The 13,271-nt window shown below is 41.7% G+C and carries 11 protein-coding genes; 6 read left to right on the forward strand and 5 right to left on the reverse strand.

What is annotated here, in order from left to right; all coding sequences use genetic code 11:
* The 3 genes from QZ576_RS20925 to QZ576_RS20935 form a co-directional block, all read left to right on the forward strand.
* Positions 1-1,391, forward strand: a 1,391-nt coding sequence (locus tag QZ576_RS20925; RefSeq protein ID WP_297101096.1) for a T9SS type A sorting domain-containing protein, incomplete at its 5' end; no start/stop codon positions are given.
* 266 nt (positions 1,392-1,657) lie between these two features.
* Entirely contained in the window at positions 1,658-4,903 is a 3,246-nt protein-coding gene (locus QZ576_RS20930) for a two-component regulator propeller domain-containing protein (RefSeq protein WP_297101098.1), read from the forward strand.
* The gene (locus QZ576_RS20935) at positions 4,887-5,612 is read left to right on the forward strand and encodes a L,D-transpeptidase family protein (RefSeq protein WP_297101101.1); all 726 of its coding nucleotides are present in this window, start codon (positions 4,887-4,889) and stop codon (positions 5,610-5,612) included. Before QZ576_RS20930 ends, QZ576_RS20935 begins: the two co-directional genes overlap by 17 nt.
* 11 nt (positions 5,613-5,623) lie before the next feature.
* Here QZ576_RS20935 and QZ576_RS20940 read toward each other — a convergent pair whose 3' ends face one another.
* On the reverse strand, positions 5,624-6,286 hold the full coding sequence (locus QZ576_RS20940) for a transaldolase family protein (protein WP_297101104.1): 663 nt from the start codon (positions 6,284-6,286) through the stop codon (positions 5,624-5,626).
* Positions 6,287-6,581: 295 nt separating this feature from the next.
* Here QZ576_RS20940 and QZ576_RS20945 point away from each other — a divergent pair, with 295 nt between their 5' ends.
* Together QZ576_RS20945 and QZ576_RS20950 are read left to right on the forward strand one after the other, a co-directional pair.
* Positions 6,582-7,370, forward strand: a complete 789-nt coding sequence (locus tag QZ576_RS20945) for a M23 family metallopeptidase (protein WP_297101106.1) — start codon at positions 6,582-6,584, stop codon at positions 7,368-7,370.
* Between the two features lie 41 nt (positions 7,371-7,411).
* On the forward strand, positions 7,412-8,299 hold the full coding sequence (locus tag QZ576_RS20950; protein WP_297101109.1) for an alpha/beta hydrolase: 888 nt from the start codon (positions 7,412-7,414) through the stop codon (positions 8,297-8,299).
* Between the two features lie 39 nt (positions 8,300-8,338).
* On the opposite strand, the gene QZ576_RS20955 is transcribed toward QZ576_RS20950, so the two are convergent.
* On the reverse strand, positions 8,339-9,226 hold the full coding sequence (locus QZ576_RS20955) for a hypothetical protein (RefSeq protein WP_297101113.1): 888 nt from the start codon (positions 9,224-9,226) through the stop codon (positions 8,339-8,341).
* A gap of 197 nt (positions 9,227-9,423) precedes the next feature.
* Between QZ576_RS20955 and QZ576_RS20960 the strand changes: the two genes are divergently transcribed.
* A complete protein-coding gene (locus QZ576_RS20960; RefSeq protein ID WP_297101116.1) occupies positions 9,424-10,743 on the forward strand; it encodes an aspartate kinase in 1,320 nt (439 codons plus the stop codon).
* 60 nt (positions 10,744-10,803) lie between these two features.
* Here QZ576_RS20960 and QZ576_RS20965 read toward each other — a convergent pair whose 3' ends face one another.
* From QZ576_RS20965 to QZ576_RS20975, 3 genes are read right to left on the reverse strand one after another with little or no spacing between them, the layout of a single operon-like run.
* Positions 10,804-11,634, reverse strand: coding sequence for an MBL fold metallo-hydrolase (locus tag QZ576_RS20965; protein WP_297101118.1), 831 nt, complete (start codon positions 11,632-11,634; stop codon positions 10,804-10,806).
* A 58-nt stretch (positions 11,635-11,692) separates the two neighbouring features.
* A complete protein-coding gene (locus tag QZ576_RS20970) occupies positions 11,693-12,235 on the reverse strand; it encodes an isochorismatase family protein (protein ID WP_297101120.1) in 543 nt (180 codons plus the stop codon).
* A 36-nt stretch (positions 12,236-12,271) separates the two neighbouring features.
* Entirely contained in the window at positions 12,272-12,898 is a 627-nt protein-coding gene (locus QZ576_RS20975; protein ID WP_297101122.1) for an SIS domain-containing protein, read from the reverse strand.
* Between the last annotated feature and the right edge of the window lie 373 nt (positions 12,899-13,271).

The raw sequence follows: 13,271 nt of genomic DNA on the forward strand, positions 1-13,271 counted from the left end.
CAACCGACAATCATTTGGCATCGTTCAGCATAAGTGATGCTGCTGATGTACAGGTAACCGGACCGGGAAATCAGAGCCACTCGAGTTGTGATTTCTTGGACGATACAGAAGTAGCAACAGCGTTTACCGCGTGGATCGATAGTTTTGCAGTACTTGTGAATGAATGTGGCGCCGACACGATGGATTTGAGTGGCTATAGTGCCCCTGATCTTTGTGATGGTGGAACAGTATCAATAGACTTTACGATGACTGACAGCTGTTCAACCGATACACATTCGGCTTCGTTCAGCATCTCTGCACGCGATGCAATTACTGTATCATGTAACGACACCACTCTGGTTTGTGATGCTACCGATATTGCCGGTGCATATGATGCATGGGTGAATGGATTTACCTATGAAGGTGGTTGCGCAGGTCAGGTTTCAACAAATATTTCATCTGTTCCGCCGTTGTCAGGTATTGATCCAAGTACCGGAGGTACGCTTTCTTTTGAATTCAAGGCATGGGATAAATGTTCACGCGACTCAGTTACCTGTACGTTTACCGTTCCTCAATGCGAAGTATGTGAAACCGCCTATGGAGTTTACGAAGACAGCGTTTGCTTCCTGGATAATAATACCGGATACACCTTTAGTAACTGGGGTTGGAGTAATCATATGAACTCAGCAGACTTCCCTGTTATCTTAGATGTATATGCTGGTAACTCATCCTGTAATATCATTACTGATAAGATGGGAGAAGTAACCGTAGACATGGTTGGTGGTGATTTGGTTATTCACTATGTAACCGAAGGATTTGGATCTTATTATATGAGCCAGATTCACGTGAATGTTAATTGTTGGCCATTTGTATTGAAAAAGAAAGGTGGTGCTTCGGTATCTCCTGGCCAATACACTGTTAACGTTTCAGGATTGAGTTATGTAACAGATTATACCATTACTATCCCGGCATCGAAACTCAATAATATTGATCTAAGTAATTTCTATCTGATTGCTCATGCTGTGGCATGTTACATACCTGGAGCGGATGATCCTGTGCCTAATTCCGGAAGCTATACTTATTCCGGCAAACCGATCTCTTGTGATGAACCAGTTAAAGCAGCAGAAATTGAAGTACCTGAAGAATTAGCTCCAAGCGAGTTGATCGTTTACCCGAATCCATTTACGGAAAAAGTTACTTTCGAATTCGTTTCAGGAGTTGATGCTTATGGCGTACTTGAAATCTACAATATTACCGGTCAGCGAGTAGCAAGAATACTTGATCGTCCGGTTGAGGCTGGAGTTATGAATCGGATAGAATATGTACCGGAACATGATGTTAGCGGAATATATCTCTATCGTTTAGATTTGGATGGAAAACTCCAAATTGGCAGAATTATTTACAAAGAATAATTATGACCCTTATTTTTTATCATGTATAATGCCAAAGTCTATCAGACTTTGGGCTGAGGATTCGTCCTTAGTGGGATTCGTTAAAGAGGCTGACTTGTTGAGGTCAGCCTCTTTCTTTGGTGTAGGGAAGGATTCCATCTTTTTGAAGAGATGGAATCCTTTATTTTGACTTTGGCGTAATGTTTCTTTAGGTATAAAGACAAATTTTGAAATAACTCAACTAATCACGAACTTCGCATTGCGCTGGTTAACTAATATGTTTTACCATGAAACGATTGTGCTGTCTTCTGATTTTTAACTTTGCGCTGCTGTTATTTGCTTTCCCCCGGGAACTTACTTTTTCTAATTATTCTATCAATGAAGGGCTGTCGCAAAGTGTTGTGAATTGTTTATTTCAGGATTCACTGGGATTTATTTGGGTGGGTACCCAAAACGGGTTGAACCGTTTCGATGGCGAAAATTTCAGGGTTTATCGTTATCTGCCCAACGATTCGCTTACACTTTCTAACAACTGGATTTATGCCATATCTGAGGATAGACAGGGAAATTTGTGGATCGGGACCAAAGGAGGGTTGAATAAATACCTCCGCGAAAAGGATTGTTTTGAGCGAATAAATTATCACACCGGTTTCGATCCCGAGGTGAGTACGCACAGTTATAATAACCTCCTTTTAAGCAACGGAAAGATACTTGTGCATACGCCACCAGTGATTTCTGTTTTTACGCCCGAAGCGCAACAATTCTCACATTTTCAAAGCGATTTTCCTTTTGATCCTGCCATAAAAGATGTAAAACTTCCCGTTTTGGAAGATCGCGATGGCACGCTGTGGACCGGATGTACCGAAGGTATTGCGGTCTTTTCATTTCAGAATGAAGAATTTTCGTGCTACCCGTTTTTGTCTGTTAATGGCGATACCTTGGAGCAGGCAAATGTTACCGGGTTATTTCAGGATTCGAAATCCCAAATCTGGGCCGGAACAACAGACGGTTTGTATCTTTTTAATCAAGAAAAGAAAAGATTTGAAGAGCAGGTTTTTGCGCTTACAACGGGCGAAGAATTTTCTTTTAGCACCTGTGTTCGCAGTATTGTTGAAACTAAATCCGGGGAACTAATTGTGGGAACCGAAGGCAACGGAGTTTTTATTCTGACAGAAGAAGCAGGGCGATACTCCATTGAAAATCTGACTTCGGAAAACAGCGGTTTGGCGCATAATATTGTTCAGAGTTTATTGATCGACAAATCGGAAAACCTGTGGGTAGGCACACTGGCGGGTATCAGCAAAACCGATTTAAAAACGGATAAGTTCCGGCTTTTTCGACATAGTAACTCGCCAACATCGGTCGATTTGCAGGGAAATGTAATTGCAGGAATGCTAAAAAACGATGATGGAAAGCTGTGGATCGGAAACTGGGGGCAGGGTTTAAATATTGTTGATCCGGAAAACAACGAGGTAGAACATTTTTCGTCGCAGGAAAGTGGCAATCATTACCTCTCCAACGATTTTATACATGTTGTTTTTAAAGATCACGATGGCGAAATTTGGTTAGGGACACGGGATGGTATTTTTGTTTGGAATCGACAGAAAAAGCTTTTTGAAGATTGGCTTCAGTTTTTTGATCGCTCTGACTGGCCTTCCCTGGAAAATACACGGATCTATCACATTATTCAGGATAAAAATGATCGTTATTGGATCGGTACTTCTATCGGAGTATTTCTGGTGGATAAAAAATCGGAAGAAGTAATACGGTTTGATCAGCAGGAAGTAGGGGCGCGACAAATTAGTTCGAACCTGGTTTATACACTGTTGGAAGATTCTGACGGATTGATTTGGATGGCTACAATTGGGGGGGTGGATGTTTATAATCCGGCAACGGATAAACTAACACATTACAACAAAGCTGAAGGTGAGCTGAGCAGCGATTTTGTTATTTCGTTGTGTGAAGACAGCCGGCGAAGGATTTGGATCGGTACCAATGCGGCGCTCAATATTTTTGATAAAAACACGCAGCAGTTTAGCTATCTGGATGAGAAAGATGGCTTGCCCAGTAATTACATTTACGAGATTGTTGAAGACGAGAATAAGGATTTGTGGTTTGCCACCGGAAATGGTTTGTGCAGGTACGACCTGAATAAAAACGAGATACAGGTTTTTACGCCCGAAGATGGTTTGCAAAGTTCTGAATTTAACCTGCGCGCTGCTTTTTGTGCCGACGATGGCGAGTTGATGTTCGGCGGGATGAATGGCTTTAACACGTTTTACCCCGACTCGTTGAAAGGCAATCCTTACATTCCAACCATTGTTTTTACTGCTTTTACAACTACCAGTAACAATCAACAGCACGAAATAAATATTGCAACAGAACCGAAGGTGGTTTTAAAACACGATGTACAATCGTTTACCATTGAATTTGCCGCTCTTGAATTTACCAATGCCAACAAAAACAGTTATGCCTACAAAATGGAAGGCATTTCAAACGAGTGGAATGAAATTGCCAACCGCAAGTTTGTACCGTTTTTTGCCTTGCCGCCTGGTGAATATAATTTTTCGGTTAAGGGATCGAATAACGACGGTGTTTGGAATGACGAAGGAGTAAGTTTGCAAATCGTAGTTCTGCCTCCGTGGTGGCGAAGTAGAACGGCTTACCTGGTTTATTTTGTACTGATTGTTATTGGAATCGGGTTATTTATAAAGTTGCGCGAACGGCGTCTTCAGCTGGAGAAAGTCAGGTTGGAGAAAAAGGTGTTGGAACGTACGATTCAGATAAAAGAGCAGAACGAAGTAATTACGGCCAAAAACAAAGAATTGAACGAATTAAACCGCACAAAAGACAAGTTTTTCTCGATAATCGGGCACGACCTTCGTAATCATTTTAACATCATCATTGGCTTTTCCGAAAACCTGCTGATGAGTTTTAAAAATATGGATGCAGCTGATCAGGAGCGTCATATTTCGAATATTTACAAATCGTCGATTCAGGCTAACGACTTGTTGGGTAATTTGTTAACCTGGGCACGCTTGCAACGAAATGCCATAACATTCAATCCCGAGCCCATAAATGTTTCAGCAAAAATCAGGGAGTTACTGCGGTTTCATGACGAGGCAGCGATGAAAAAAAATATACTGATTGAGGTGTATGCAAAAGAAGAGCTTGTTGCCAGTGCCGATGTGAATATGTTCTCAACGATTGTACGAAACCTGCTTGCCAATGCAATAAAGTTTACGCACAACGATGGCGAAATAGCGATTTCCGTATTAAAAGAAAACAACTGGTGCACGGTAAAAATCGAGGACAACGGAGTTGGAATAGCTGAAGATAAACTGAAAAGTATTTTCAGCATTGAAAGCACTGAGGTTACGAGGGGAACAAATGGCGAAAAGGGCACGGGACTGGGACTGGTGCTTTGTAAAGAATTTGTTGAGAAACATGGAGGAAAAATAAGTGTTGAAAGCCAAGTTGGAAAAGGAAGCAAATTTATGTTTACTTTGCCTCTCAATGATGCAGAAATATAACAAATTAGCAATTCTATTGGCATTCCTTTTTGCGATGGCAGCTTGTAAAACAGCTCCGCAGAAACCGGAAATAATGGGACAAAAAATTCTGGAAAGTATACAATGGAAGGACCAGCCGGATGTGTGTCAGGCATTGGTGGTTTTTAATTCTGCTGCCGACGATCATCACGCCAATTTAATGGCTTACGAAAAAACAGAGCAAGGCTGGCATCCTGTTTTTGAGGTGATTCCGGCAGGAATTGGCGAAAATGGTTTTGCGCCAATAAACGAAAAAGTGGAAGGTGATGGCAAATCACCAACCGGTATTTTCGCTTTGGGAAATCTGTTTACTTACCTGGATAGCGCCGATACCAAAATGCCGCACCAGAAAACTACTGCCGAAGATAAATGGATTGACGATCCGGAGTCGGAATATTACAATCGACACGTGCAGGGCGAAACCGATGCGCAATCCTACGAAAACCTGCTGCTAAAAAGCGATGCCTATAAATATTGTATGGTAATTGAATACAATACCAATCCGGTTGTAAAAGGAAAGGGAAGTGCTATTTTCTTTCACCTGAATAAAACCGACAATGAGTCAACGGCCGGGTGTGTAGCCATAACTGAAGAAAATATGCTTCGGGTGCTTAAATGGTTCGACCCCAAAAGCAATCCACACATTATTATGGGAAATAAGGATGAATTGCTTTCAGGACTAAACCAATAATCCTCTTTCCTTTAGAAGATATTGTATAATCCTTCGCCGTCTTTTTCAAACTGTGCGATGCTGATGTCGGTCATTGGGTGCTTTATCAATTGGAAAAGCAACTCCGGACTAATCGTTGCCGACTGTGCTCCGGCCATACTCACACGGTGAATCTGGTCGACAGTTTTAAAACTGGCTGCCAGCACTTTGGTGTCCAGATTAAATTCTTTGGTGTTTTTTACAATGTCGCCAACAACCTCAATTCCGTGCGACGAAATATTATCCAAACGGCTAACGTATGGAGCAACAAAATCGGCTCCGGCACGCGATGCCACCAATGCCTGTTGTTGCGTAAAAATAGCTGTTGCCGTTACGTTTATACCTGCATCTTTTAACATGCGCATGGCTTTGTAACCATCGATCGACACAGGGATTTTAGCATAAAAATTATCGCCCAGATTAAAGTAGCTTTTGTATGTTTTTGCCTCGGCTACCATATCTTCGGCTTTCTCAGACATCACCTGAACGTGAATGGTTCCTTTGCCAACAATCTCAATGATGTTTTGAATCGCTTCAGAAAGTTTTAAACCCGATTGTTTTAAAATGGTGGGATTTGTTGTTACCCCTGTCAAAGGAAAAAATTCGTACAAATCTTTTAATGCCTGAATGTCTGCGGTGTCTGCCAGATAAATCATCTTTATTTTATTTTTTTGTTGAAATATAAAATAGGTGATCGGTTCTGATTTAGTAAGTACTGCAAAGATAAGCATGATTTTCCGGAGGAACCTTTTTTCGGATACGTCAGCTTATTTGTTAACATGAAATGAGCACAGAATAAAAATTACGCTATAAGAATCGATTCAAAAGCACTGCGAATTCTCCATCTGTCGAGCGATTGCCTTAAAAACTTAAGTTGAAATTGTATTGTCGGAGAATATTCTTCTTGCTTTGTCGTTTTCAATTCCAGAATCTTTTGACTTTTTTTGTAGCATGATATCTAGACGAGGGGGGATTTTTTGTTTGCTGCTTTTTGCAGTGTCAGTGGCTTTCGGGCAAAGTAAAACGGTTAACACTTTAGATGTGCCTAATGTGGAGAAAACCATAAATATTGAGGGTTTCCGAGCTTCATTGGATAGCTTTCCGGAATCGGCACAAAAAGGCTATCTGGAGCAGTTTATTGTTCCCGGAAATGATGGATACATTATCAGTCGTTTTGGTCCGCGTTCGGGACGCATGCATTACGGCACCGATATAAAAATGTATAAAGGCGATACCGTGGTGGCAACACAAAGCGGTGTTATTGCCCGCGCCAACTGGGGCTATGGTTTTGGCCGGCTGGTGGTTATTCAGCACCGAAATAATATTCAAACGTATTACGCTCACCTCACTTCATTTCTGAAGAAAAAGGGCGATAAAGTGGAAAAAGGCGAACCGATTGGTTTAGCCGGAAGTACAGGGCGCGCCCGTGGTCCGCACTTGCATTTCGAGATGCGCGAAAACGGACAACCTTTTGATCCTGAACTGGTTTTTGATTTCAAAGAAGAAAAAATACGCGAAGACGCTTTTGATACGGAGAGTTTAATGGCGCTGCATAAAAAGCTAAAACCGAAAGGTTACTCCACAAATGTTGCCGTGCCCGAATATTACAAGGTGCGCTCGGGCGATTCGCTGTGGGTGATCTCGCGAAAGTTTAAAATGTCGATTAATGAGCTGTGCCGCCTAAACAATATTTCTGAAAATTCCGTATTGCAAATTGGGCAACCACTCAGAATGTATTAGCCATACGATTTGCGGAATTGCCAATAAAACTAAAACAAAAAATGATCGAAAATATAGATTTGCCACAAGCAATAAATGCCGCCGGCGTGCCTGCAACTTTTGCCAACGAAAGTTATGGCGACCACGAACGAAATACTTTTGACATTTGGCTGGCCGATTCGAATCAACCAACGCCGCTGGTAATGTACATTCATGGCGGAGGTTTTATTGGAGGCGATAAAAGTCGCTATTACGATTCGGAAGACTGGGTGCGTTTGCTCGATGCAGGCATTTCTATAGCCAGCATTAATTACCGTTTTATGAGCGAACCGCCATACGGAATTTTGGGTAGTATGAAGGATTCAAAACGCTGCCTACAATACATTCGGGCCAACGCCGAAAAATACAATATTGATAAAACCCGTATTGCCTGCAGTGGCGGTTCGGCCGGAGCAGGAACTTCGTTGTGGCTGGCTTTTTCGGATGATATGGCCGATGCTGATAATGACGATCCTGTGTTGCGTGAATCGACAATAATTTCATGTGCTGCAGCTTTTTCAACCCAATCAACTTACGACATTTTACGTTGGCCCGAGTTGATCGGAATTCCACCGTATCAAAATCCTGAAGAGTTGTTGACAATCGCCCGTGTTTTTGGCCTGAAATCAGCCGAGGGAACTGATCTGTTTGCACAAACTGAGATTCGATCAGAGCTTGATTTCCTGGATAAAATGACGAAAGACACTGTGCCGTTTTTTGTGTTCAATCATTACGAGGGAGGCATCCCAACCAACGAAGATGAATTGCATCATCATCCGTTGCATGCCAAAGCTTTAAAGGACCGTGCCGAAGAAGTTGGTGCCGAGGCAATTGTTTATGCGCCGGCCATCGGAATTGCCGATCCTTCGGGTAAAGATGTGGTTGAGTTTTTTATCGAAAAATTAGTGTAGAAAAGGCTGTTCATGTGTTAACACAAATAGCCTAATATTTTATTCCGTAAGTTTTTCCATAGTCTTTTTAATATCGCCCGGAGTACTCATAATTTTCATAAATGTACCCATGGTTAGCTCCGGCCAATGCAACGCAATCCGGTATTTTCCCGGCAGGATGCTTGCCTTATTTCCCTGAAGAATAATCTCGTAAGGCATTGCCGCCACATGATCGTCGCCAATTGTTGGCAAAAAGTGGGCTTCTCCATCTTCTGCATTTTTTAATGCCACACCCCAAACTGCCACATTTTTGTCGGTATAAACCAGCTCGTAAACTTTTTCCGTTTCGCCTTTGCCGGCCTCCAGATTTTGCTGAATGGTTTTTAGCCCCTCGTCGAACGAATTGAAGGTTTTCAGTTCTTCGGCATCGGTAAAGTAGGGCATCATTACCTTGTAGTGGTACTTTTGCAACTTGCTCTTTTCCAGTGTTCCGCCAAACGGTTCTTTCAGTGTCCCAATTTTTTGCATTGCCTCAATTGCTTCGTCCGATATCGAACGCAACGCATTTTCCTGATCATCAACGCCGTCGATAAAATAGGCGTAAAACAAATACATAGGGTTTATCATGCTAATGTTTAGCGTTTCGCCATCTTTTTTCAATCCAACTTTTAGTGCCGATGCCAATGCGCCACGGTCGCTGAAATTAAGTGCAATCTCTTCCAGTTTTGGATGAGTATAACAAACAACGGCCAAATTCTCAGATTGCGCCGGGTGATAATCGCCAAGTATTTTGAAGCCCGATTCAGATAACGAAGATTTAATTTTAGCGATTCCTTCGGCTACTGATTCCTCTGATTTACTGATGAGAAAATAGGGCCATTCTTCTTGTGCATGAACCGCGGATAATGAAAATAGGTAGATAAAGGTTAGTAGAAAAATACGTTTCATTTTGTTACTGATTTAGTTTTTGCCAAATGTACCTTGTTCGTTACAATGGTTTTTGGACCTGAATGTGATACTTATCATAGTAAAACGTTAATAAATATGCAAAAAGACTGAATAAATATGCAGGTCGACGAGAAAGCTTTTCGATTGATTCAAAAATTCTTCATATTTGCACCACTAAATTTTTGAAAAAGAAAGAAATGAAAGTTTTAAAATTCGGAGGAACATCGGTTGGCTCGCCTGAGAATATGAGGGCTGTTATGGATTTGGTAACCGATGGAGAGCAAAAGATAGTTGTGTTATCAGCTATGTCGGGAACCACCAATTCTTTGGTAGAAATTTCAAATTATCTTAAAAAGAAGAATAAGGATACTGCGCGTATTTTTATCGGTAAATTGGAGGAGAATTATAAAAAGGTAGTTGCTGAACTTTTTACTTCCGAAGAAAACAAGAAGAAGGGATTAAAGATCATTAAAGACGTTTTTCAAACCATAAAATCGTTTACATCGGGCACTTTTGGCGAAGTTGGCGAGAATACAATTTTGGCGCAGGGCGAGATTATTTCTACCAACCTGGTAACCTTGCTGATGAACGAAAACGGCCATGATACAAAGTTGTTGCCGGCCCTCGATTTTATGAAAATTGATGAGGACAAAGCTGCCGACCTGAATTACATTCGCGAGCACATTAAGCCCGTTTTGAAAGAGGTTGGTGAGGCAAAATATTATATTACCCAGGGATTTATTTGTAAAGATGCCGACGGCGAAATTAACAACCTGCAACGTGGAGGTAGTGATTACACTGCATCGTTGATTGGTGCTGCAATTGATGCCGATGAGATTCAGATCTGGACAGATATCGACGGTTTCCACAACAACGATCCACGTTTTGTAGAGAATACCCGGAAAATCGATCAACTGTCGTATAACGAAGCGGCTGAGTTGGCTTTTTTTGGAGCAAAAATTCTGCATCCGCAAACGGTTTTGCCGGCGCGTGTTCAGAATATTCCGGTTCGATTGAAAAACACCATGAATCCTACTGATCCTGGTACGCTGATTACTGCCGAATCAGATGGTCGCGGTATTAAAGCAGTTGCGGCAAAAGATGATATTACAGCTATAAAAATTCGTTCAGGAAGGATGTTAAATGCTTACGGTTTCCTGTCGAAGATCTTTAAAGTATTTGCAGATTTCCGCACACCGATCGATATGATTTCAACATCGGAGGTGGCTGTGTCATTAACAATCGACGACACCCGCAACCTTGAGTCAATAAAAGAGGAGCTGGATAATTATGGCACTGTTGTGCTCGACACAGATATGACCATCGTTTGTATTGTTGGTGATATTATTCAGGAAGAAAAAGGTTTTGCCCCGAAGGTATTTAAGGCGCTGGATGGAATTCCAATTCGTATGATTTCTTACGGAGGAAGCCGCCATAATATTTCGATTTTGGTGCCAACTGAACGCAAAAAGGAAACGCTGCAAGCTTTAAGCGATAATTTATTGAATGGCGAATAGCGGAAGAAATTCCGGATAGCAACGAATCTCGAATAATACTCAATCCGGCTTTAAGGCTGGTTAGAACTCAGGAAACTGGAGTTTTAAATTTTGAGGATTGTTCGGGATTTGTTTTTTATGGCCGGCGTCGTGTGAAAGTTGATAAACGTCGGATGCCTCAAAGCGCGATGCAATATTTATTTCAAACCGATCGGCAAGCGGTTGCATCGTTGCCAAAGCTTTTTTGTGGGTGTTATTGTCTTTCGAAATGTGACTCAGAAATACGCATTTCAATTCGCCGTTGGTGTGTTTATCCAACAGTTCAAAAGCCTGGTCGTTCGACAGGTGCCCAACATTTGAGGCAACTCTTTCTTTCAGAAACTGCGGATAACGGCCTCCCCAAAGCATTTTCTCATCGTAGTTCGATTCAAGGAATAAAGCATTACATTTTGCCACATGTTCTTTTACGTTGTCGCAGGCCTCGCCAATGTCGGTAAAAACACCAATGTTCAGGTCGTTGTAGCTAATCCGGAATGAACAGGGATCGGCAGCATCGTGGAATTTTTGCACCGGGTGAACCGTAAAATCGTCGACCTCGATCGTTTCATCACAGGTAAAGTATCTTGGATAATCAGGGCGAAGATTTTTATACGAACCATCGTAGGTTTTGGCGGTCATATACACCGGAATCTGAAGTCGTTTGCCCATCACCCTGGCACCACGCATGTGGTCGCTGTGTTCGTGCGTAATAAAAAGTGCCCGCAATTTGCTCGCATCCAAACCACGTTCATCCATACGTTTCAGAATCTGCTTGGTAGAAATGCCGGCGTCGATCAAAATCGCCGTATTTTCGTTGCCAATGTAATAGCAGTTTCCGTTACTTCCTGATGCGATGGCGCAAATTTCGAGCATATTGTTTTGTTAATGGTCATCGCCCGTTTTTGATGCAGGCGATGACTTATGGTATTTATTATTTTACAAGTTTTGAAATGGCACGAAACGAAGGATCGCCGGCTGAACCTGTCAGTTCAAACAGGATCGATTCGTACGAGCTCATCATAATTCCTTCGAAACGGAAACGCTCTTTTGCCAACTCAACATTAGCAGCTGTGCGCGACGAAACACAATCCATAACAACGATTGGATTTAAACCCGCAGCTTTTAAATCAACAGCAGTTTGCAGCACACAAACATGCGACTCGATTCCGCAAATAATAATGTTTTTAGCTTTTAGCGCTTTTAACTGGTCGGCTATTTCCGGCACATCGTAACAGCTAAAGTCTTTCTTTTCAAAGTAGCTGAATTCATCAAAAGCAGCCTGAATTTCGGGCACTGTTTCGCCCAATCCTTTGGTGTATTGTTGCGATACCAACATCGGAACTTCCAGCTCTTTTAAGCCTTGTGTAAGTGTTTCGCAATTTTTTAGTAGTGTTTCTTTATCGTTCATGGCAGCAATCAAGCGCTCCTGAATATCGATAACTAATCCAACAGTATTTTCTTTTGTAATTCTCATCTTCAATTTCGGGTTATAAATCTTTTCAATCTTCTATCAATCTATATCAATCCTTCTCTCACTCTCGGCTTGTAAACGCGATTTGCTTCCCAAATATCCTCCGTGGTGACGTTTGGCATAATCTTCGTTTGAAAAACCAATTTTGTTCATCATCGATACCACCAATGCATCGCCAATTACGGTCATTACCGTGGTAGAAGTTGTGGGTGAAAGTCCCAGCGGGCAAACTTCCTGTGGGTTTCCGGTGTAAATAAATGCATCGGCAGCTTTTGCCAGCACACCTTCCGGGTTACTCGAAATAACGATCAGCGGAAGCCCGGCATATAAATTTTCAGCCAGCTCGATCAATTCAATAATTTCGCGGGTTTTTCCTGAGTTTGAAATTACCAGCAAAACATCGTTTTGTTGCAGCACTCCAAGGTCGCCGTGTTGCGATTCGCTGGGGTGAAGAAAAACCGCCGGCGTTCCGGTTGAGCTAAAAGTGGTGGCAATATTTGCAGCAATTTGCCCGGCTTTTCCCATTCCGCTGGTAACCAGTTTTCCATGATTTTGGTGTACCTGGCGGTGTATCAATTCAATCGCATCAATCATTCCGTCTTCTACAGGAATAGCCTGAATTGCTTTTGCTTCGTGTTCAATAACTTGTCTGATCGCTTCCTTCATTGTAATCTGTTTAAGTGCTGCAAATCTACTGAAAAAAAAGAAGTGCCTCGGTACAGCATTCTTGTTTTAGCAGAATTTTACAATCAAGTGATTTTGGTTACAGAAAAAATGTGTTGTAGGTCATAAAAAATACAAAACAAAATGCGGTGTTTAGCGGTTAAATAATCATTACATTTAACATTAAATTTTTAAAAAACTGAGAATTAATATAATAACTAACCAATGTTCATTCTGCAATGTCAGAATATTTAAGCTGCAAAATCAGTTTCAAGAAAAATTTGAGCAGGATAAAACGAGCATGTTAGTCAATTTGATGAAATGATGATTAAGGTGCGCGTTGCGTGTGTTACCACTAAAAATTAATAATTATAAT

It is taken from the genome of uncultured Draconibacterium sp. (assembly GCF_913060805.1).
GTDB lineage: Bacteria > Bacteroidota > Bacteroidia > Bacteroidales > Prolixibacteraceae > Draconibacterium.